Annotated in this window: 22 protein-coding genes; 7 read left to right on the top strand and 15 right to left on the bottom strand. The window is 37.5% G+C overall.

The features are described from left to right. Nucleotides 1–2: 2 nt before the first annotated feature. On the top strand, nucleotides 3–1,583 hold the full coding sequence (locus CLV82_RS01550; protein WP_133642544.1) for a type IV secretory system conjugative DNA transfer family protein: 1,581 nt from the start codon (nucleotides 3–5) through the stop codon (nucleotides 1,581–1,583). A 1-nt stretch (nucleotide 1,584) separates the two neighbouring features. Here the strand turns inward: CLV82_RS01550 and CLV82_RS01545 are convergent, their stop codons facing one another. After that, entirely contained in the window at nucleotides 1,585–4,440 is a 2,856-nt protein-coding gene (locus tag CLV82_RS01545; protein WP_133642543.1) for a TrlF family AAA-like ATPase, read from the bottom strand. A 181-nt stretch (nucleotides 4,441–4,621) separates the two neighbouring features. Here CLV82_RS01545 and CLV82_RS01540 point away from each other — a divergent pair, with 181 nt between their 5' ends. Continuing rightward, nucleotides 4,622–6,001, top strand: a complete 1,380-nt coding sequence (locus tag CLV82_RS01540) for an RNA-binding domain-containing protein (RefSeq protein ID WP_133642542.1) — start codon at nucleotides 4,622–4,624, stop codon at nucleotides 5,999–6,001. 10 nt (nucleotides 6,002–6,011) lie between these two features. Here CLV82_RS01540 and CLV82_RS01535 read toward each other — a convergent pair whose 3' ends face one another. The 7 genes from CLV82_RS01535 to CLV82_RS01505 form a co-directional block, all read right to left on the bottom strand. Next, on the bottom strand, nucleotides 6,012–6,374 hold the full coding sequence (locus CLV82_RS01535) for a hypothetical protein (RefSeq protein WP_133642541.1): 363 nt from the start codon (nucleotides 6,372–6,374) through the stop codon (nucleotides 6,012–6,014). Between the two features lie 7 nt (nucleotides 6,375–6,381). Then, nucleotides 6,382–7,215, bottom strand: coding sequence for a DUF4138 domain-containing protein (locus CLV82_RS01530; protein ID WP_133642540.1), 834 nt, complete (start codon nucleotides 7,213–7,215; stop codon nucleotides 6,382–6,384). Continuing rightward, the gene (gene traM, locus CLV82_RS01525) at nucleotides 7,212–8,141 is read right to left on the bottom strand and encodes a conjugative transposon protein TraM (protein WP_133642539.1); all 930 of its coding nucleotides are present in this window, start codon (nucleotides 8,139–8,141) and stop codon (nucleotides 7,212–7,214) included. The genes CLV82_RS01530 and traM overlap by 4 nt, the downstream gene beginning before the upstream one ends. A gap of 51 nt (nucleotides 8,142–8,192) precedes the next feature. Continuing rightward, entirely contained in the window at nucleotides 8,193–8,807 is a 615-nt protein-coding gene (locus CLV82_RS01520; RefSeq protein WP_133642538.1) for a conjugal transfer protein TraK, read from the bottom strand. 20 nt (nucleotides 8,808–8,827) lie between these two features. Continuing rightward, a complete protein-coding gene (locus CLV82_RS01515) occupies nucleotides 8,828–9,670 on the bottom strand; it encodes a hypothetical protein (RefSeq protein WP_133642537.1) in 843 nt (280 codons plus the stop codon). A 2-nt stretch (nucleotides 9,671–9,672) separates the two neighbouring features. Further along, nucleotides 9,673–10,227, bottom strand: a complete 555-nt coding sequence (locus CLV82_RS01510; protein ID WP_445227710.1) for a conjugal transfer protein — start codon at nucleotides 10,225–10,227, stop codon at nucleotides 9,673–9,675. 76 nt (nucleotides 10,228–10,303) lie between these two features. Beyond that, on the bottom strand, nucleotides 10,304–12,706 hold the full coding sequence (locus tag CLV82_RS01505; RefSeq protein WP_133642535.1) for a TraG family conjugative transposon ATPase: 2,403 nt from the start codon (nucleotides 12,704–12,706) through the stop codon (nucleotides 10,304–10,306). Nucleotides 12,707–12,816: 110 nt separating this feature from the next. On the opposite strand from CLV82_RS01505, the gene CLV82_RS14680 reads away from it, so the two are divergent. Next, the gene (locus CLV82_RS14680; RefSeq protein WP_166636653.1) at nucleotides 12,817–12,960 is read left to right on the top strand and encodes a hypothetical protein; all 144 of its coding nucleotides are present in this window, start codon (nucleotides 12,817–12,819) and stop codon (nucleotides 12,958–12,960) included. 17 nt (nucleotides 12,961–12,977) lie between these two features. On the opposite strand, the gene CLV82_RS01495 is transcribed toward CLV82_RS14680, so the two are convergent. Beyond that, nucleotides 12,978–13,265: a hypothetical protein gene (locus tag CLV82_RS01495; RefSeq protein WP_008610937.1), complete on the bottom strand. Its 288-nt coding sequence runs from the start codon at nucleotides 13,263–13,265 to the stop codon at nucleotides 12,978–12,980. 189 nt (nucleotides 13,266–13,454) lie between these two features. On the opposite strand from CLV82_RS01495, the gene CLV82_RS01490 reads away from it, so the two are divergent. From CLV82_RS01490 to CLV82_RS01475, 4 genes are all read left to right on the top strand, one after another. Continuing rightward, nucleotides 13,455–14,096, top strand: coding sequence for an N-acetylmuramoyl-L-alanine amidase family protein (locus CLV82_RS01490; protein ID WP_133642533.1), 642 nt, complete (start codon nucleotides 13,455–13,457; stop codon nucleotides 14,094–14,096). Between the two features lie 211 nt (nucleotides 14,097–14,307). Further along, nucleotides 14,308–14,679, top strand: a complete 372-nt coding sequence (locus CLV82_RS01485) for an ArsR/SmtB family transcription factor (protein ID WP_008610939.1) — start codon at nucleotides 14,308–14,310, stop codon at nucleotides 14,677–14,679. Nucleotides 14,680–14,691: 12 nt separating this feature from the next. Then, entirely contained in the window at nucleotides 14,692–15,294 is a 603-nt protein-coding gene (gene merTP, locus CLV82_RS01480) for a mercuric transport protein MerTP (protein WP_008610940.1), read from the top strand. Continuing rightward, nucleotides 15,294–15,500: a GDCCVxC domain-containing (seleno)protein gene (locus CLV82_RS01475; RefSeq protein ID WP_008610941.1), complete on the top strand. Its 207-nt coding sequence runs from the start codon at nucleotides 15,294–15,296 to the stop codon at nucleotides 15,498–15,500. The genes merTP and CLV82_RS01475 overlap by 1 nt, the downstream gene beginning before the upstream one ends. 17 nt (nucleotides 15,501–15,517) lie before the next feature. Here the strand turns inward: CLV82_RS01475 and CLV82_RS01470 are convergent, their stop codons facing one another. From CLV82_RS01470 to CLV82_RS01445, 6 genes are all read right to left on the bottom strand, one after another. After that, a complete protein-coding gene (locus CLV82_RS01470) occupies nucleotides 15,518–16,180 on the bottom strand; it encodes an ATPase (protein WP_008610942.1) in 663 nt (220 codons plus the stop codon). Then, nucleotides 16,164–16,916: a hypothetical protein gene (locus CLV82_RS01465; RefSeq protein WP_133642532.1), complete on the bottom strand. Its 753-nt coding sequence runs from the start codon at nucleotides 16,914–16,916 to the stop codon at nucleotides 16,164–16,166. Before CLV82_RS01465 ends, CLV82_RS01470 begins: the two co-directional genes overlap by 17 nt. Before the next feature lie 3 nt (nucleotides 16,917–16,919). Then, nucleotides 16,920–17,204, bottom strand: coding sequence for a helix-turn-helix domain-containing protein (locus CLV82_RS01460; RefSeq protein ID WP_047550478.1), 285 nt, complete (start codon nucleotides 17,202–17,204; stop codon nucleotides 16,920–16,922). A 299-nt stretch (nucleotides 17,205–17,503) separates the two neighbouring features. After that, on the bottom strand, nucleotides 17,504–18,340 hold the full coding sequence (locus CLV82_RS01455; protein WP_133642531.1) for an RteC domain-containing protein: 837 nt from the start codon (nucleotides 18,338–18,340) through the stop codon (nucleotides 17,504–17,506). 275 nt (nucleotides 18,341–18,615) lie between these two features. After that, nucleotides 18,616–19,398 carry a helix-turn-helix domain-containing protein gene (locus CLV82_RS01450; protein ID WP_225597574.1) on the bottom strand — a complete coding sequence of 261 codons (783 nt, stop codon included), beginning with the start codon at nucleotides 19,396–19,398 and terminating at the stop codon, nucleotides 18,616–18,618. Between the two features lie 140 nt (nucleotides 19,399–19,538). Continuing rightward, on the bottom strand, nucleotides 19,539–20,024 hold the full coding sequence (locus tag CLV82_RS01445) for an asparaginase domain-containing protein (protein ID WP_133642529.1): 486 nt from the start codon (nucleotides 20,022–20,024) through the stop codon (nucleotides 19,539–19,541). Nucleotides 20,025–20,068: the final 44 nt, after the last annotated feature.

Genomic DNA, 20,068 nt, shown 5'->3' with positions numbered 1-20,068 from the left:
GTATGGAAATAGACAATCTCATAACGATACTTTCAATTATTGCTGTGGCCAGTATCATTTCCTATGCAATGTTTCGAGTGAGCAAGTACGCACTATTCTTGAATTTCACAATGCTTTCTTGCTTGGTTATCTATTTAACCCAAGTGAACGAATTAGTATCGATATTGCTGTATCTGGTCTGCCCGCTAATGCTAATTAATATAGGGTTGTATGTCTTTCTGCATAAAACTGAAACCGTACAGAATGGCGATAGCAAGTACCGAGTCAATTTTGTAACAACCAAAGGAAATTTCAAATTAGATAATATCAAAAGGGGCGCATCCATCATCGGTTCTGCCGGAAGTGGAAAGACCGAAAGTGTAGTATATGGATTTTTAAAACATTTCTGGAAAGAGCGCTTTTGTGGAATCATTCACGACTACAAGGATTTTGAATTAACCGAAATGGCGTATCCGCTTTTCAAGGATAGCGATATTCCGTTTAAGGTCATTTCCTTTGATAAAATCATCCATAGGGTAAATCCTATTGCGCCACGCTATTTAGAGAATGAGGAAAGCGTAAATGAGGTTTCAAGGGTGCTGATTGAAAACCTTTTGGAACAAAGGGAAAGCGGGACTACTGGAACAACAAAATTCTTTAACGATGCCGCTGAAGGCTTGATAGGTGGATTGATTTGGAAACTGAAAACCGACTATCCCAACTACTGTACGCTTCCACATTTGATAGCCATTTATCAAATACTCGATACCGATAGCCTTATCCAATTTCTGGAAACCAACACCACATCGAGAGCAATGGCAGATGCATTTATTAGCGGTAAGGATTCAGATAGACAGACAGCTGGTGTTAAAAGTACTCTGGCAAATGCGCTAAAACGAATTAGTACACAGCGGATTTTTATGGCACTATCCGCAGATGAAGTGCCATTGAATATCAATAGCGAGGAAAATCCTGCAATCATTTCTGTAGTGAACAACCCTAAATATGAAACATCCTATTCGCCAGTAATTGCCACAATCATTCACACCATTACTAAACAAATGAGTGTAAGAAATTCCAAACCGTCATTCCTGTTGATGGAAGAAGCACCAACGATTCGCCTGTTGAATATGCACCGAATTCCGGCAACACTTAGAAGTTATGATATTGCCACCATTTACGTAATGCAGGATAAGATTCAGAACGATATGATGTACGGCGACAAGGCAAGCAAAGCGATTTTGAGCAACCTATCCTACCAGTTCTTTGGCAAAGTCAACGACCCAGACACCGCCAAATACTATGAGCGCTTTTTTGAAATCATCAAAGACCCAACCAAAAGCATCAGCCGAGGCCATAATCTCGATTTTGATACGCGAATCACAACGGGCGAAAAAGAAATCCCGAAAATTAGAGCAGACGTTTTCTTTCGATTAAAACAGGGCGAATTTATAACCTATGCTGATGGTAAGGATAAGAAAGTGCAGTTTAAATTGTCAAGAATTCAGCGGCAGCTTCCTGAAGAATCCAAGCAATTTTCTCAGGCGGATTTAGCGGCTAATTTTGAGCGGGTTTATGATGAGGCGAAGTCTATATTTAGTTAAATTAAAAGCCGTATTTATCCTTTCTAAGTCTAAATGCCTTTTCACCACCTTCCATTACTGAAGTAATTTCGTTTTTTATTTTTTTCCTATCAATTGCGCCTTCAGCTTTTATAACACCTCTGGTTTGCGAGCTTGCATCTTTATAATCACAGCATATTACTAATTCAGCGTCACCATTTACAACTAAGTTGGCGTTATGGCTTGTGAAAATCAACTGTCTTTTCTTTTTAGCATTCCAAATGTTTTTGATTATTGCATCAATCGCTCGGTTATCAATGTCATCCTCTGGCTGGTCTATCAATAAAGGTATTCCTGGTTGATTAAGTAGAACTGTAAGAAGTGCAGTAGCTTGTTGTCCAGCAGATGCATCTCGAAAAGGAATTTCGTCCCCAAGCTCATTATTTGTTGTATAAAAGAATTCTGGATTGAATTCCAATTCCGTTGCTGTTAATTGCAACCAATCATCAGTAGAAATTTTGGATTGAATTTTTAGCTTATGGTCTTCAGAAAATCCTGCTGAATCCAAAATTGGTGTTGCAGGTAAATCTTCTGGATTATCTTCATCCAGCTTGAATTCAGCCAATAGTCGTAGTTCTTCTGAAACAGCTATAAATTGGGTAATAGGGTCTGCTTTACTGCGAATATTTTCCAACAATGCATCTATTCGTTCTTCCCTAATTCTTGTTCCTTCAAGAATAGAACGAAATTTTTCTTTGAAATTTGCAAGATTGATGTTCTTAGTGACTATTGCTTTTATAAGGTTGTTTGACAAATCCGTAAAATTTGTTGCTTGGTCGTTCAAGACACCGACTTTTTCAATGTGTAAGTTTTTCCATTCTTCATTATGGATGTTATAATCAACTTCAGGATTTCCAAGCTTTTTAATAACAGATTTTCTTTCGGCAACTAAACTATTGATTTCAGCCAGACGGTCTTCCAGCTTTTTTATGTTTGATAATTGCTCTTGACTTGATTGAGATTTGCCCTTGGCTGCCTCATATTCAGAATTGAATGCGGCTTCCTTTTTTTCCCATTCTTCAATAATTTCATTGTATGCCTTCAATCCACTTTCACTAAAGACATCCTTTAATTTTTGAACAGCATCGTTGATGTTCTTGAATTTTGAATTGATTTCGGTATCAAGTTTAGCTATTAATTCCTTGTTTTCGACATCTTCAAGGAAAGGCTCAATAGGTTCTGGGTACAACTTCAATAGTTCAAGAAGTTCATCTGTTTTGGAATCAAAAAGGGTCAGTTCAGATTCAGTATTTTCTATAATTGTCTTTTCTAACTCAAATTTTGATTTTTTATCAATCGTTTTTTGGTCGTCTTCCGAAATACCTTTTAAGGATTCACGAATACCCTTAACCTGTCCTTTAATAGAACTACCTTCAATATTAAAATTGGCAATCTCGTTCTGTACCTTTTTCTTGCGCACCAGTTGGTTATAAGCATTTTTTAATTTAAGATTTGTTTCATCTAACTTATATGAGATACGCTCTAAGCTGCTTTTTATAGGTTGCTCTATGAATCGTTTAAGTTCTTCAGTCTTAACACCTACATCACTTAGTTGTTTCTGACTGTATGATTGGATGGGCAGTACCTTACGGATATCCTCTTCACTAACTTTTTGAAATTCCCCATCCCCAATCTTCAAAAGTATTTCCCTGCTTGAAGAATTTCTTTTAACGATATGCCGTACATCATTTTTGACCATTGTTATTCTTACCTCACCGCTAACAGCGGTTAAGGTTTTCTTTATCAGAGTATCTCGACGATTCTGAATGATATCCAGCTCTTGGTAGTTGCCAATTTTTACGGTTTGGTCGCATAGTCCCCATCTGATGTATTCCAATATGGTTGACTTGCCCGTTCCTCTTCCACCTATAAATGCATTATATTGACGATTGAATCTAATATTAAAACTTCCCAAAAATTTTGAGTTTGTAACATCGATTGCTTCAATAAATATTTGTGGCATTTCTGGTTCGGCTTGGGATATTCTGGATTCCTTGGCTAAACACGCCTGTCTAATTGCCTCTGCAGTAGGTTCTGCCCATTTTACCCAAGTAGAATATTTTCCAAACTCACGTCCATCTTCATACCTATTATCAGATGTGGATACAAGACCTATACTTTTATTACCATAATTTACATCACCACCATTAATTTTATTTTGATATCCAGATTCAGACGATATTTCTTTATCGACATAACCGCCAACACAGGGCATTTTAATATAATGCTCTTGGAAACCTTGGCGTATGATTGAATGCTGACCACCTTTACCAACATTTGGAAGAACGATATACCTACCTTTACAATAATTTACTTCATCCAAGATTTTGTGAAGCTGGGAAAGGTTGCTGATGACTTCTTGAGAAATTCTTTGAGTTTGAACTGTCTGTTTATCATATTTGTCTGTAGCCTGAATACCGAGAAAATTGAGAACAGAATTAAGACGTGCATCTTCGAAATCAGCATCAAAAATAATTATGACCTGACTGGCTGGATTGGAAAGACTAAGTTCAATACCCGGAAATACTGTTACAATTTTTTCTGGTTCGCCCATTAATTCGTGTATTTCGTTCTGCTCTTTGGCGACTTTTCTCAAATGCTGGACGAAGACCACATCGTGATGGTCAGTCATTGCGATAGCATTGATTCCAGCACTACTGATTTTATCTAAGTATTCCTTGCAAAATTGTTCGCGATTCTCGTCGATTTGTTGCTTTTCAGCTTCTGATAAATTTGCTATTTGTTCAGCGTTTACACCAAAACGAACACCTGTCCAATTAATATCTCTTGGACTGTGTACTTGAAAATCACATCTATAAAATTTTGCGCCTTTATCCATAAAATATAGTTTTTACAACCACCAAAGGTAATTAACATATTCAGGATTTTAACATTTCAAAGCAGTTTAGTTTTAACAAACATTTTCCTGCATTCGGTATAACTGTAATCTTATTGTAACCGTTTATATCTATTCCCACAATTTAATATCATTATCTTTACTGTCCGATTTTAATTAAATAATGACCGAAACAAACCGCATAGAATACAAACGAGAACTGTCCGATGGACTTGAAAAAGAGGTCATTGCTTTTTTGAACTATCGTGAAGGCGGCATTATCTATATCGGTATTGATAAGGAAGGGAACACTTACGGTCTGGCTGATGCGGATGGCGACCAATTGAAGATTAAGGATAGATTGAAGAACAATATCCGTCCTTCAGCTTTGGGTTTGTTTGATATTGTGAGTGAGGAACGAGATGGTAAAAACATCCTGAAAGTTATTGTGGCGAGCGGTCCTGAAAAACCCTATCATCTCAAAAAATATGGGATGAGTGAAAAGGGTTGTTTTATTCGCTTAGGTTCAGCAGCTGAACCGATGCCACAAAAAATGATTGACGAGCTCTTTGCCAAGCGCACCCGAAATTCCATCAGCAAAATTAAAGCGGGTCGTCAAGATTTAAGCTTTAGCCAGTTGAAAATCTACTACGAGGAATCGGGTCATACCCTTGGTAAAGCTTTTGCAAAGAACTTGGAACTATTGACCGAAAACGGCGCATTCAATTATGCCGGCTATCTCTTGGCAGATAAGAATAACACTTCAATTAAAGTAGCCAAGTATTCGGGCAAAACCCGAACAGACTTGATAGAAAGCAACGAATATGGTCACGAATGCTTAGTAAAAGCGACAAAACAAGTCATTGATAAAATTGCCGTAGAGAACCGAACCAACACAAAAATAACGGCCAAAGAAAGACAACAAGCCAGCCTTTGGAATCCCATCGCATTGCGCGAGGCCATCATCAATGCCTTTGTACATAATGATTATACCAATGAGATTACCCCAAAGTTTGAAATCTTTGCTGATAGAATTGAAATCACATCGGCAGGCGGTCTTCCGGAAGGATTGAGCAAACAGGAATTTTTCGAGGGCTTTTCAGTTCCACGTAACAAAGAACTGATGCGGATTTTTAAGGATTTGGAACTCGTGGAACAATTGGGTTCTGGCATCCCTCGTATTTTGGAACACTATGGCAAAGAGAGTTTTGGCTTTTCAGATAACTTCCTTAGAATGACTTTTAACGCTAAAGAAACTGCTGTTGAAGAAGGTGGTCAAATAGGTGGTCAAATAGGTGGTCTAATGGGTGGTCAAAAAGGTGGTGTAATAGGTGGTGTAATAGGTGGTGTAATTGATGCGACTGAAGCTCTAACTAAAAGACAAAAAGAAGTTCTTAAACTTATTGCGGCTAATCCTTCCATAACCTATAATGAAATAGCTGAAGCTTTGGGTATTAATGAATCTGCTGTTGGTAAGCATATTACAGCTATCAAAAATAAAGGCTTTTTAACGCGTCAAGGCGATACACGAGGTTATTGGGAAATCAATCTCGATAAAAATTAAGAAAAATCTTTTAAAAAGGCCCTTTTTCCCTCGGACCTTTACTGGTCACTTTCCATTGACCGTTTTCCTTAGTCAGTTTAAAAATGCCTGTTTTTCCATCATAGGTCGTGCTGTATTTTACCCAGGCAATTTCGCCATCAACAGCTTCGTCTAAAATTTCTACCTTGATATCTTTATCAGAATCTGGCATCATATTCTGTAAGGTAATCAAACTGGCATAGCCTTCAGAAGTGGTATGCTTTTTTAAAGCTGATTCATCTTTTGAGAAAAAGCTTGACGCAACAACTTTGGCAGTTTCAGAAGGGGATTTTGTTGTGCTTTCTGAACAAGAAAGGAACAACAATACAAGCGAGCAAATGACTAATCTTTTCATAACAGTATTAATTTGGGTTATTGATATATCTATGCGATAGTTTCATTTCTATGTTCCGTTCGCCATCTTTTTCATTCAATTCCAAAATTGCCCTACGGTCATCGGATAATGAAAATTTGGGCAACACATAAACAAATCGAGCCATTTCATTTTCCTTAATCTTGGACGGCAGACTATGTTTATATATCGGTTCTTGATACAGTCGTTGCAATGATTTTCTTTTCCCTTTTTGTCTCGTTTCAATAGACAGGTTCAAGAAATTCAAATCGTAATCCAACGTAGAATTATTTTCAATCTCGATAACGAAATAGAGTTCATCCTTATCAAAAACAATGTTCTCTACGGTCAAGATAATACCTTCGTTTCGTTTCTTGATTCGCGCTATGCGCTGTTTTCTATTGAGAAGATATGAGCAGAATTTCTGGTAATAATAGGTGCTGTTATCTACAAGTTCTTCAGAAGATTCAACAAGAACCGAATCCTTTACAAACGGCTTTTCATTACCGATACTATTGGATAGCGGAATGAAATAATTGAGCTTAGAAAGCTGTTTTTTATACCTTACAATATACGAAAAAATTGAACCATTTCTATTGACTACCAGCAAATTACTTTCCTTCCCAGGTGTTGCTTGAAGAAGCCCAAAATACTGTTCTTTTTCACGGTTGTATGTAAAAACAAAATTGTCTGAACCAGTTATGCCTTGACGGATTGGCTCAGGAAAAAATAGCGCAACGTTTTTGGTATCGTTTGCATAAATAGTGTCGAGTGGTATGGGTTGCTGTTGTGCTTTCGCGGAAGCGGAAATCAACACCGCCAATATTAGGATAAATGTTCTCATAATTTAGGTTTTAGAATTAATCTGTAATTGTTCAATACCGTAACTTTCACGTTTCGGTTGCTTCGCCTTAACACTTTTGTAACACCACCTACTTGCGGTACTGTGGGTATGTTGATATCGCCAATAATATCGTCCAAGACTTCGGTGGTGGCTTCTGCCCGAAAATTGTTCTCTACGTAGATGCCTTCACTACCATCAGACAAATCAAAAGCTTTGAGTTTTGTGGGATGGTGCTTTATGTTTTCAATTTCAATTAAAGCCCGATTAGGCTGAAAGCTGATAAATCCAAACACAGGTGTATTCTTGAGCATCAGCTTACCATTGATGGTAGCAGCTTTGGTCAGGCGCATTCGCAATCTGGTATTCGCTTTTACGACTTGGTCGCCATCCACAACTACGTAAATAGTTTCATCTGTATTTCCGATTATTGAAATTTCATTGGGTTTCGGTGCAGCAGCGAAGAACAACTGATGTTCCAAGCCCAGTTCTTTAGCTTGGATTTTTTGTTCCCGCTTTACTTCAGCAGAATCTATTGTTGATACCACTTTGCGAGCAGTTCTTTTCTGTCCCAAATTTTGGTATCGCTTTTCGGAATATTGAATTTTGCCAGCTTCATAGATACTATCTACGATACGTTCTTTTTCCCGTTCTGGTAAATCTGGGTCGTAAAATCCCAAGGAATCAATCAGCTTTTCATCATAGATGCTGGGTGCATTGTTTTCACGTACTTTTTTCAAGTCGTTAATTGCATCCAGTTTGGAATCATACTCTTTTTGGTCTTTTTCCAAATCGGGAACTAATGTCTGTTTAAGGTTTTCCGTTTCACTTTCATCATCGCCCATTACCATTACCGAATAGGAAATAAGGAATATGAAAATCACGGCCAATACCGCTGCAAATACAATCTTGTTTTTTTCTACTTTCATAAGAGTGAGTTTTTAAGTGCCGATTACCTGCCTGACGGTAGGCAGGTCGGCTCAGTTTTCATCTGATATTTTCTTTAAGGTGTTTTCGAAATAGTTGGTAATCAAAAGTCCGTGTGGATTGTTGGGAAAGTTTCGGTCAACCATAATCAAGTTTCCGGTAGAAACCAGCTCGTAGGTGTCGATTATTGAACCTCTATTGATTTCAAAAATGGTAGTCGTCGTAAAACCATACGAACCATCATTTTCAGATATTCTTGAATCGATGCTCAGTACTTTTTGAACCAATGAATATTGCAACAATCGGTTATAGACACCATCGGCTTTTTTCTGGCGGTAGAGATTGTCCACGGAACTATTGCCCAACCACAACGCCTTTTCCAAGTTCCGTTCGTAATTGCTGGCATCGATGTTATAGAAGTAGTTATGGAACAGATCCAAATGTGCTAAAGCTTCAACCCTAAAATTTTCCTTTTGGGTCACGAGCTTCAGCGGAATGATACTGCCATCGGTATTGATGGCAAAGGCGCTATTGAGCGCTTTTTGATTGGTGTTGAATACCATCCAAACTGAAAATGTACTGGACAGCAACGCACACACAACAACCGCCAAAACGATAAATCGATTCAGCTTTAAGACGTTGTAAATATTCTTGTATGGTGTTTTCATATTTTTGTTTTTAATCTGCCTTAGGCAGTAAATAGTCTGAGAGTGAATGACGTGGCACGTTTATACAGTTTGAATTTCAAGAAAACGATAAATCCAACCGAACCTAACTGAACAACAGGCGCAAAAAAGCCTTGACCTGTATCGGTTCCAAAAAGGTTGACCCAAAAATTGGTGTTGATTTCCGTATAAATGGCATTGATAAATACATTGACCAAAAAGAACGCTGGAACGAGCATATACACGGCTGCATATAATTTGAAGAACGTATAAGCTAACGAACGGAACTTTTCAAAGACTGCAAGGCTAATGACCAAGGGAAAAAAAGTTTGCATTATTCCGAGTAGAAAAAACCGTTCTGCCAAGAATAAGGGGTAGATGAACAAATCCAATATCCAGAGGAACAGGCTAATGATGAATGCAAATATTTTGAATCCGTAAAGCGGTGTGACCAAGGCTTCATACAATAGTGTCATAGCAGCTTGGGCAACCTCTATTATGCTAACGTCCTCTTCAATGGGAATATCTTGCATCTGTAAAGGCAATAAAGCAGGTGCTGTGCCACGATATTGTCCTTCAATAGCCACCAAGATTCCATCGAAAAAGCCTAACACCTGTGTCGAGAATATGACCAAAATGACAATGGCAAAATTCTTGGCAAGTTCGCCTGGACTCAATCCCCAAGTGTAACCATCCTTATCTGCAATGCCTTCATTGTATTTTTTGAGAATGTTGACCAGAAAGAACAGGACAGCGAGCGTTTTCATTCCCGCAATCGTATATTGCGAAAAGTCGCTGGCCTGTATGGTCTGGAAAACGGTATCTATATATTCCAGCCCAATTCCTAAGAGAATGGTCGCCGTCATTTTTAGTATTCGGTTTCTCGGTTATTGACTTTATCCTGCATTTTTCTGAAGGAAATAATATCACGATAGCGTTTTGTTTTTGTAGTGATGTTGGAAACCATTTGTTTGGATTCCTTCTCTTTTGCTTTAAGAATTTCAGCACGTTCGGCATCGCTCATTTTTAGGTAATCGCTGGATAGGACTTCATCGATAAAATCTACCGTGTCCAATGAATTTTGAACTATGGCATCGAAAGATTCCACAACCCTTGAAACTTCATCGGGTTTGATGTAGGGCGAATTCAAAATATCCTGCAAATCATTTTGCATTACGTTGATAAGACGCTGATTATTCTGTCCAATTTCCTCAACTGCTCTCAGTTGCTCAACAACGCTTGATACTTTCTCTATTGCCTCTTTTGCATCTTTTAGGAATTTTACAGACTTAATCATCTGAGCTGTCTGTTTACCTGATTCTATAAGTTGTTTTACCAAACTGATAAAATTGGTGTTGTCATAAGTGGGCATTCCTTGTGCGGTAGCATTACCTGACATAAACAAGGTCAGGGCTACAGTCATTACTAAAATTTTAATTTTTGTTTTACTCATTGTAAAAAAACTGTTTTGGTATTCGTGAATCTTCGATTTCATAATATTATGTTTTAGATGTGAATTGAATTATTGCTTTTTGCATATCGTGATGCTCGTTGTAGAGCTTCATTATTTCTTCATTTTCCTGTCCATCGGTCAAGTAAGCTGCATATACTTCCTTCGGAACTTCGAGACGGAAAATGTTGCTTTCTCTACCTATCTTAATAAACATTTCGGTGTACTTGCGTGGACCGGAAAGATTGTTTTTGATTGATTTCAGTTGGTTAAGGTCGTGGCTGGATAAGTTGAGCCTTTTGACCAGTTCATCATATCCTTTTTCATTGTTCAGACTATAAATGACTTGCGTGTTTTCGAGAATACTCGCAGAAGTTGAATTGTTCGGAAGCTGATTTATGGATTGCAGAATAATCCCAATCGCACCATTTTGTTTACGGATGGCTTGATAGTAGAATTCTACACTTTCCAGTACGTTTTCAAACTTTAGTTGTTTGGCAAACTCATCAAATAGGATGATACCCTTTTCAGCTCTGTTTTTCCAAATCGTTCTTTGGATTGCGGACTTAATGAGCTTGAGCATCACGGACAGGATTTCCTTGTTGTCCTTTACTTCATCCAGTTCAAAAACTATCAAACGTTTGTCCTCGATTTTGTAAGTCTGGTCCTCGCTTACTTCAAACAGAAAACTATATAGACCATCGCCGACATATTCGGACATTACGTGCAAAAAGCTCGTGACATTGAAGTAGTCGGGATGGATTTTTAGGGTGTCCAGAAGGTCTTTCTGATTCCTTTCTATAAAACTGTAAAAACCATCCAACGAGTGATTTTCTGAAGTGCTATCGTAATAATGGCGCAGTATTTTTTTGACCGATACTGATTGTGCTTTGGTCACTTTTAAATCCGAAGCAAATAACTCAAACAAAAAGACGGATAGGTCTTCCAGTCGTTCAGGTGTGAGGTCATTAGTATCACTTATATAAAATGGATTGATACCTAAGTTTTTTCCACTTTCGTAGCGAAGCACGGTGTATTTTTCAGGATAGAGTTTGGCAAATTTGGTGTAGGATCCACCGAGGTCTATGATGACCAAGCGAACGCCGTTCTCAAAATATTGGCGCAATATGTTATTGGCCAAAAAAGACTTGCCCTCGCCTGTTGGCGCAAAAATGGCGAAGTTTCTTGCCTTGATGCGTCTCTTCTTTTCATCCCAAACATCCTTTAAAACAGGAATGTTATGCTCACGGTCATTAAAGATGATTCCGGTGTTATCACTTTTGTAATTGGTGTTATTTATAAACAGACAGAGCGCGTGTTTTAAATCGGTTACATATAAATCGTTGTTTGAGAAATTGGAAGAGAAACAGCAGTAACTATTTAGGATATAATTCTTACGTTCTTCGCCTCTTGGATAATACGGGATGATATCCAATTCCTTAAATTCTGTTTTGATTTTTGAGGTTATTTTATCGAGCTCTTTAGCTTCCTTTGCCCAATAGACAATATTGAGATGACCACGAATAATTCGGGCATTATCATCGGCATTGATTTGGTCGAGAATGTGCTGGATTTTGCCAAGCACTACTTTATTCTGCGAACCAAAATTTGAACTTTTGTTCAGTTCTTCAATTTTCTTATCCAATAGCTTGCGCCACTTCTGTTTGTCATCTAAATACAAAATTTGATTAACAATATGATTTTCGTTAAGCGTAAGCCCTATGCCATCAATAAACCCTTGATGAAACACAAAATCGTCTGAAGTGAATTTCTCATTGGTTTTGCTACTCTGTACACTTTCGCCAAAGCACAGTTCACTATTGATGGCAAGGGCATCAAAATGGTTTTCGCCAATATTGACGTTTGTCTTATCCAGTAAAATATCAGTATCATAGCCTTCATTAAAGCCGTTGAAATAGGAATTAGTCAGTTGTTGTATTTCTTCCGCTTTAAGCGAAACAAAATCCATCTTTCGGCTATTGTTGATAAAGGAAACCGAATCACTTACTGAGTTTGCGAAGCTCTTTATGTTATCATCCAGTTCCTGTACGATACCTTTTGAAACTTTTCTGAAAGGGTTGACATATTTAGGATTGTTGAGCGCCTTATTTTTAGTCAAGATGAAGAACAGATAGCAGCTGTGCTCGATATGTCCACGACCTTTAAAATGCTCGTGGGTAGCTTTTTCCAAAAAGGTGGAATTCGGAAGTTGTTCTGAAGTATAAGATTTCTTCAGGTAGATATCTTGTTTGTGAACAACGGTTCCGACAGGCAATGACTTCAAAGCTTGAAACCAAGCACCGTGCATATCCTCAAAATCCCTTTCAGATAAGGAATAGATTTCTGGTAGATTACCTTTGTAGCACAGAATAACATTGCCGTTGTTGGCAAATACGATATTGTCCTGAATATCTACGATGGGTTGATATGCCGAAAGGTTAATCTTGTTCATAATCGAAGCCTGAATTTCTTTTGTTACTGATAATTTTTGGAAAAGCCTTAGCCATTTGGAATAGTTGCGGATTGTGGGTTATTCTTGTCAAAGCCACATATAGGGAAGCATTGAAGACCAATACACCTATTATTATCCCAAAGCTGAAAGAGAAGATGATGATGAGCAACGAAGCCAAAACGGAAACCATCATTAAGGCAAACAGGGAAATTGGCAGCCCAAATATGACTGCCCTTTTCCTGATGTTTTTATAGACCTCGAACCGTTTCATTTATACTACGATTCCTATTAAGTATGTGAAGATGCCCACAACTGCGCCAGCAATCAAAACAAATACAAGTACTCTGGTAATCCCTTTTTTAAGGTCAGCATTTTCGCCAAAGAAGTGTCCCGCATTAAAAAGGAAGCCTACCAAGAAGATGACACCTAATAAAATTGGAAATATGGTCCTGATGGTATCGCCTACATCGTTAACGGAATCTTCAATGCCACCAATTTGAGCAAAAAGCGAAGTGGATAAGAGCGAAAGAATTGATGCTAAATAGTGTGATTTTTTCATATCGGAAAAGTTTAAATTTTTAGTTCATTTTCGTTATTGGAAATTTACATATATTTGAATATAAATAACTGAAAATCAAATATTTGTGAATAAAATATTATTTGATATAGATTGAATTCTGTTGCTGTTATTTGACATCAAATCCTATGGATTTTTGAAGTGAAGTTGTTGATAACCCGAAAATTGAAAATGAAAAAAGTGCTCAAAAACGTCAGTTTTGTGATTTTGTTTCTAAAAATGTGTGTCATTTTTGGACAAGAAACGGATGCTCAAAAACGAATTGTTATTGACGTTGGACACGGCGGAAAAGATTCTGGTGCAATTGGTATAAATGGCATCCAAGAAAAGGATGTGGTTTTGTCCATTGCAAATGCCATTTTAAAGCTGAATAAAGAAATGGATAAGCCTTTGGATATTTATTTGACCAGGTATAGTGATACGCTTATTTCTTTATCAGACAGAACAAAGCTGGCCGAAGCCTTGAATGCTGATTTGTTTGTGTCTTTGCATTGCAATCATTCCGATAATCCAGATGCGAGAGGTATAGAGGTTTATGCTTCAAGAAAACAAAAGGAATTCTCAAAAGCATCGGTTCTTATAGGTTATCAAATTGAACGAGCCCTTTGTGAAGCCATTGCTTATGAAAGTCGAGGTGTGAAGTTTGCCAACTTTCAGGTACTTGGGGAAACTGTTGAGTATTGCGCCTCATTACTATTGGAATTGGGTTTTTTGAGCAATAAAGATGAAGGCAGCTATATTTTGGATAATAACAATATTGAACGCATTGCACTATCGATATTATTATCCATTCAAAAATCAATAGAATTATGAAAGATATTTTTTTAGAGTTAACGAAGAGCTTGAAGGACATTGTTTTACAATGTGTTTCAGAAGTTATTTTACTGTACAAATCCTTTAGAAGTTAGATTACCTAAGTTTATTATCTACACATTATAAAAAACAATTTATTCAATAGTGTATTTAAGTATTTGCTTAAATAATATAATAATGATATATTTGTGGCCACTTTAAATCAAAAAAGATGAGCTTGGAAATAACCTGTACACGGAACGAAGCAGACAAGAAGCAAATATCGAGATGTAAGGAAACCATAGAGAATTCTTCAGGTAGCTTAGAAGCAATAAGCAAAATTTTGTCTCTTGCGGGAAGCGAGGTACGACTGAAAATTCTATTTCTATTGAACATAGAGAATGAACTGTGTCCTTGCGATATTGCTGACATTCTTGAAATGAGTGTTCCTGCCGTATCCCAACATATCCGTAAAATGAAGGATGCGGGAATTATTACATCGAGACGTGAAGGGCAAACATTGTATTATTCGCTGGTAAAGAGTGAGGACAATGTTTTGAATGGAATTTTCAATTCAATTTCAGCAAGAAAGAAAACAGCTTAGAAAGTTTACATTATGGCACCGAATAAAACTTCAAATACCGCGGCCTATACCGGCATTTTTACCGCAGTTGCAGCATCAATATGTTGTATAACCCCTGTCTTGGCATTAATTGCTGGAACAAGCGGAATTGCATCTACATTCTCTTGGGTCGAGCCATTTAGACCCTATCTTATCGGCTTGACCATTATTGTTTTGGTCTTTGCCTGGTACCAGAAACTACGACCGAAAACACAGGAAGAAATAGATTGCGCCTGTGAAGATGATGCGAAACCATCGTTTTGGCAATCCAAACGGTTCTTATTGATAGTAACACTATTCGCCGCATTGATGCTGGCCTTCCCGTACTATTCCAATCTATTTTATGCACAGCCCGCCAAGGATATCGTCTATGTCTCTCAATCCAATATCAAAAAACAGACTTTTGAAGTCGCTGGAATGACCTGTGCAGGTTGTGAGGCACACGTAGAAAGCGAAGTCAATAAATTGGACGGAATTATTTCTATCAAAGCCAGCTACGAAAATGCTAATACCATAGTGGAATTTGACAAGACCAAAACCGATTTGCCCACAATCCGAAAAGCTATAGAAAGCACGGGGTACAAAATAATAGAATAATGAAGATTCAATTAAAATCTACGATTACCTGTCCAGAATGCGGCCACAAAAAGGCTGAAGAAATGCCAACCACCGCCTGTCAATTCTTTTATGAATGTGAGAATTGCAAAACGGTTCTGAAACCAAAAGAAGGGGATTGTTGTGTATTCTGTTCTTATGGTACTGTGGCTTGTCCGCCGATTCAAGAAAATAAAAATTGTTGTTAAAAAGCCATACCTTAAATTCACTTCCGTTTATCCCCAGCTTTAGTATCAAAAGCAATCAAATTAAAAAGTTCTCGCATTCGGCTACGCACACGATTACCATAGCGTTCTTCCAGTTCTTCAGCATTGAGATTGGTTGTGGCGTGCGTCTTGATTTTGTGTTTGGTTTGTAAGTAAAGCTCGTATCGGGATAAGAGCACTTCGCCCATTACGTTCAAATCCTTTCCGTAGAATCTACCAGATGGTTCCACACCTAAATCATCAAAACAGTAAAATTTGGTATTACCATACTCTTCAACCGTTTTAAACCCAAGATGGTTGAAACTGAAGGTTACATTCCGGCAGGGAATCATTTCGTAAGGTCTTTGTAGTGGAACCAAATGGCGCAACAATTTCATCAAACTGGTTTTGCCGCAGCCAACGGGTCCGGAAAGTAGAATGCCTTTGTCAATGTCAATACCATAAGTCTCACAGTTGTCTTTATCCTTGATGAAGTAGGAACAGAGCTTCAGCAAAATATCCTTGTCTTCATCATATATCCTAAACTTTTCGCCAAACAAAAGTTTGCCTTTGGCATTCAGGTAAATCAAGATTTTTGGAAAATCATAGATCACACTTTTACCATCAAATTTTCCGAGCGAATATTCCACGCCACCTTCGGTTATTTTAGAGGGGTTGTCCATAATCTTTGTTTTTAGTGGTTCGCAAGTTGTCCTTGATTTGGGACGCTTGTTTTTTGTTTGGTTTGTTTTCCTCGTCGAATATTTCGGTTCTGTCCATCCAGTTGATGGCTACGGCTCGCCAATCTCTGATTTCCTTGCCATCGCCAGTTTGCCAATTTCTGGTCTGGTAATGCTCATAGAATTTTTTAGCTTCATCAGCATCAAAACCTTTTTCTTCAAAAAAAATAAAAACGGCCTGCCAGCCCTTTGGTTGTTTTATATAGTTTTCTTGTTTGATATTGTTTGTATTAGATACCAATGCTTGTCCATCTATGGGACGGTGCTGGTTCGCAACCTGTCCATTTTTGGGATGGTGGTGTCCCTCAAGCGGTACACCTCTGGGATGGTACTGTTCCGCAAGCTGTTCTAAAATGGGATTGTACTGTCCCACAACCGGTTCATCGCTTGTCCCAATAATGGCCATCTTTATTTTGCTGCCTTTGTAGGGATTGTTGGAAGGGAAATAGGTTAAGTATTGCCAAGAATCTAACTCGACGATGCATCTGTGATATGTAGACTTAGAACCTATTTTAGCACATCGCATCAAATCGCGACGGTTTACATAAAATTCATCCATAAAGCGGCAACTGTTCCATTCTTGGAATAGCGCCATATACAAACTGATATGGGATGGGTTAAGGCGGTCATCAAAATAGAACTTTTCAAAAGCCGCATTAAGTAGCTTTATATAGTTCATCGCTTAAGAATTTAGACCGTGGTGCACACGGTTGGCATCCATAACTTTTTGAATTTCCTCGGTATCGTAATAGATAATGCCACCCACCTTGGTGTATGGTAATGTGCCATTGATACGAAGATTTTGTAAAGTGCCTGGACTTACTTGTAGCAAGTCCATAACCTCAGAAGATTTGAGGTATTTTTTGAGTTTCCCGCTGGCTTGTCTGGTAAGTAATTGTTTAATGTCATCGAGCAATTCCATTTTGAATTCCCGAAGGTCGTCTGTGGTAATAATACTTGTTGGCATAATAGAACGGTTTTAAAAGAAAGGGACTATCTGGGTTTATGATTTTAAATGATAGTCCCTGACCTGATTTGACTTTCGTTCTACAAATTTGAATAGGTTTATTGGATTTTATTCCCCAGTACGACCGTACTACGGTCAAAATTTAACATTTTGAAATTTGATGGGTTTTGTAGTATTATGGTGCTTCTAAAGTGGAAACGGTGTGCTAAATCATATCAAATTATATGAAGACGCCTTCCAAAATAAAAAGACCGTAGGTCAACCGTAGTACGGTCTTTTGTTAACAGTAAAATAGCTTGTTATTCTTCGCTTTTGTCCATTTCTATCAGTAACGAGGTGGAAAGCTCATCGAGAAATAGTGTCCTACTGTTCTTGCGGTTTTTGATGTCCTGATAGGTTTTGTAGATGTCCTTTGGCTCAATATCGAAAAGCTGTTGCATTTTTTTGGAAACCTGCATTATGGCTTGATTATCCTGTTTGCCCAATCCCTTTGAGCAGAGTGCATAAACGAGTTCAACATAATCTGTATTTGAAAATGGCCAATGTATCTTTTCAATTGGTTTAGCACCATTTAATTTGCCGTTCAATCCTTTCCGAATTCGATGCTTTTTTTCATCCAAATATATCACTAACAAATCATACGCCTTGTATTTGCCAAGTAGCATATCCCTTGGTGTGCAAAACTCTGGGTCTTGAAAGTAAAATTTGGAAGTTGTTATATGGAATGTTTCGAGATAATCTCTGGTGTAGTATTCCTTGTCAAAATGGGTAGCACCGGAATTTACATAACGTCCAAAATCGATATTGTACAGGAAAAAGCGATTTATTTTGCTGATTTTCTTTTTAATCGATTTTAGTTGGGCATCCTTATCGCCCTTTGGAAGTTGAATTTCAAAGGAATGTATTTCTGAAAAGTAGATGAGCCTTATAAGAGGAACCTGCTTTACCTTTTTAAAGAAATTTATTTCATCTTGTATCGTCTGAAATTTAGTGTCAATGATTTCCTTTTTGTAAGAACTCAATAGTTTGCGACAGGCTTTGATGGAAAGATATGCCTGTTCTAAAATATTTCCATTCTGAATTTTAAACTCATCCAGATCCTTTAATAATTTTTTTGATTGTAATTGCGAATTCATAAGCAGGAACTTTAACGTTGTAAACCATAGAAATGGGATTTAGTTGATACGATTTATTGGTGGTTGTCATAGTCCTACAAAATGATGTAAATGAAAGTCACGGAACATAAAATTTGTGGCTCATTGTTGTATTTTAGGGAACTATGTGTAAAGTAGCTTTACTTTGTAATTGTACAAGGAAAACGTGCCGTATATAATTACGGAATAGTCCGTATTTTTCTACGGATTATTTGTTAGGTACTGCAAATAGTGGTTTTTATATAAACTCAATTTACTTACTTTTTCTTCCGAAATCGCTTCAAAAATTCACGCCTATTCTTTACGCCCGTTTTTTTGAAGATATTTGATGCGTGTTTTGATACGGTACTTTCTGCAATGAATAAATCTTTGGCGATGTTTCTGTAGCTTAAATTACTTAAAATTGACAAAGCCACTTCGATTTCTCTACGGGTCAAATCTTCATAGATGATTTTGCGCTCGACCGATTCGTCACGTTGTTTTTTCTTCAACGCAAAGACCTCATACATTCGGTTATTGTTTTCTATGAAGTACAAATACCTATCTGCTTCAATGGCGGTTATGGCAAAGAAAGCCAAGTTCATTACGGTAAATGTTATCCATTGATAGTCGCCGATGACTGTGCAGATAGGTAACAGGGCAATACTTGCTACACTTACCATTGAGAGTTTGTTTCGTCTTACTATGAAAGGATTTGGATTGCTGGGATTCGATATGCGACGATAGAAAATAAACAGAAAAACAAAAGCGACAGCAGATATAGGAATGGTAAATAGAAAACGTGCAGAATTAAGTGAATCTGTCAGGAAATAAGGGATAAGAAACAGCACTACAAAACTCACGCTTGCGAGTATAGCAAGGTTTCTTATGGATGAGTTGAATTTTAAAACGACAATATCGTACTCTTTGTAGAGATAATAAACGATATAAACACACAAGGCGATGGCAACACCATAGGTAATAATATACTGCAAAATAAAAGGACCTGGGAAGTTGTCAATTGGTAAAAAACCACCAGTAGCATTATAAGCAACAAACAAGATTCCGAGGTAGAGGAAACGCCTTAGACTACTACGCGTTTTCTTTCTGGAAAAGTAGAGTGTAAGCAATACTATGAACGTATCTATTAATAGATAGAAAAAAGTCGTCCAATGTATCGAAGTACCAAACATCTATTTTACTACTCATTGCGCTCAAATTTGTTGGTTTCTAAATTCTTGGAAACATTGTTCCAATTAAAAATTTGTCCGTTCATAGCAATATAAACATCCGGTTTTAGAAGCTGTAAAGAGCTAATTGCATACCCTAAATTAAATGGTGCATCTGTCTCTGCAGATGAACCTAATATGAAAGCCCCAACCAAAACGATTGTTTTGTTCAAATTGAGTTTTCCTATATATTTTGCAGTATCTTCCATTGTGAAAGTACCGTGGGTAATCAGTATCTTAGTCGCATTAGTTTCCTTTATCTTGCTCGCCAACAACTTTCTGTCATCATCTGTTATGGCACGACTGTCTTTTTTGAAAACACCTTCTATGGTATATTCAAAATTTATATTTGCTTTATCCAAAAAATCTTCAATCCCTACGTCGGATGACATTATACCACTATCATCAATATAGTCCAGCCCCTCGATTGTGCCACCTGTTGTGAAAATGTGAATCATTGATTAAGACTTATTCTGACTTATAAAGATAGCTTTAATTTATT

This window comes from Zeaxanthinibacter enoshimensis, from assembly GCF_004362865.1.
GTDB classification, from domain to species: domain Bacteria; phylum Bacteroidota; class Bacteroidia; order Flavobacteriales; family Flavobacteriaceae; genus Zeaxanthinibacter; species Zeaxanthinibacter enoshimensis.
Note: the sequence above shows the minus strand (reverse complement) of the source record. Positions and strands in the feature narration are given on the sequence as shown.

What these genes read in the sequence shown, in the direction of transcription:
- CLV82_RS01550 (WP_133642544.1), top strand. Translation starts at nt 3, where the DNA reads ATGGAAATAGACAATCTCATAACGATACTTTCAATTATTGCTGTGGCC.
- CLV82_RS01545 (WP_133642543.1), bottom strand. Translation starts at nt 4,440, where the DNA reads ATGGATAAAGGCGCAAAATTTTATAGATGTGATTTTCAAGTACACAGT.
- CLV82_RS01540 (WP_133642542.1), top strand. Translation starts at nt 4,622, where the DNA reads ATGACCGAAACAAACCGCATAGAATACAAACGAGAACTGTCCGATGGA.
- CLV82_RS01535 (WP_133642541.1), bottom strand. Translation starts at nt 6,374, where the DNA reads ATGAAAAGATTAGTCATTTGCTCGCTTGTATTGTTGTTCCTTTCTTGT.
- CLV82_RS01530 (WP_133642540.1), bottom strand. Translation starts at nt 7,215, where the DNA reads ATGAGAACATTTATCCTAATATTGGCGGTGTTGATTTCCGCTTCCGCG.
- traM (WP_133642539.1), bottom strand. Translation starts at nt 8,141, where the DNA reads ATGAAAGTAGAAAAAAACAAGATTGTATTTGCAGCGGTATTGGCCGTG.
- CLV82_RS01520 (WP_133642538.1), bottom strand. Translation starts at nt 8,807, where the DNA reads ATGAAAACACCATACAAGAATATTTACAACGTCTTAAAGCTGAATCGA.
- CLV82_RS01515 (WP_133642537.1), bottom strand. Translation starts at nt 9,670, where the DNA reads ATGACGGCGACCATTCTCTTAGGAATTGGGCTGGAATATATAGATACC.
- CLV82_RS01510 (WP_445227710.1), bottom strand. Translation starts at nt 10,227, where the DNA reads ATGACTGTAGCCCTGACCTTGTTTATGTCAGGTAATGCTACCGCACAA.
- CLV82_RS01505 (WP_133642535.1), bottom strand. Translation starts at nt 12,706, where the DNA reads ATGAACAAGATTAACCTTTCGGCATATCAACCCATCGTAGATATTCAG.
- CLV82_RS01495 (WP_008610937.1), bottom strand. Translation starts at nt 13,265, where the DNA reads ATGAAAAAATCACACTATTTAGCATCAATTCTTTCGCTCTTATCCACT.
- CLV82_RS01490 (WP_133642533.1), top strand. Translation starts at nt 13,455, where the DNA reads ATGAAAAAAGTGCTCAAAAACGTCAGTTTTGTGATTTTGTTTCTAAAA.
- CLV82_RS01485 (WP_008610939.1), top strand. Translation starts at nt 14,308, where the DNA reads ATGAGCTTGGAAATAACCTGTACACGGAACGAAGCAGACAAGAAGCAA.
- merTP (WP_008610940.1), top strand. Translation starts at nt 14,692, where the DNA reads ATGGCACCGAATAAAACTTCAAATACCGCGGCCTATACCGGCATTTTT.
- CLV82_RS01475 (WP_008610941.1), top strand. Translation starts at nt 15,294, where the DNA reads ATGAAGATTCAATTAAAATCTACGATTACCTGTCCAGAATGCGGCCAC.
- CLV82_RS01470 (WP_008610942.1), bottom strand. Translation starts at nt 16,180, where the DNA reads ATGGACAACCCCTCTAAAATAACCGAAGGTGGCGTGGAATATTCGCTC.
- CLV82_RS01465 (WP_133642532.1), bottom strand. Translation starts at nt 16,916, where the DNA reads ATGAACTATATAAAGCTACTTAATGCGGCTTTTGAAAAGTTCTATTTT.
- CLV82_RS01460 (WP_047550478.1), bottom strand. Translation starts at nt 17,204, where the DNA reads ATGCCAACAAGTATTATTACCACAGACGACCTTCGGGAATTCAAAATG.
- CLV82_RS01455 (WP_133642531.1), bottom strand. Translation starts at nt 18,340, where the DNA reads ATGAATTCGCAATTACAATCAAAAAAATTATTAAAGGATCTGGATGAG.
- CLV82_RS01445 (WP_133642529.1), bottom strand. Translation starts at nt 20,024, where the DNA reads ATGATTCACATTTTCACAACAGGTGGCACAATCGAGGGGCTGGACTAT.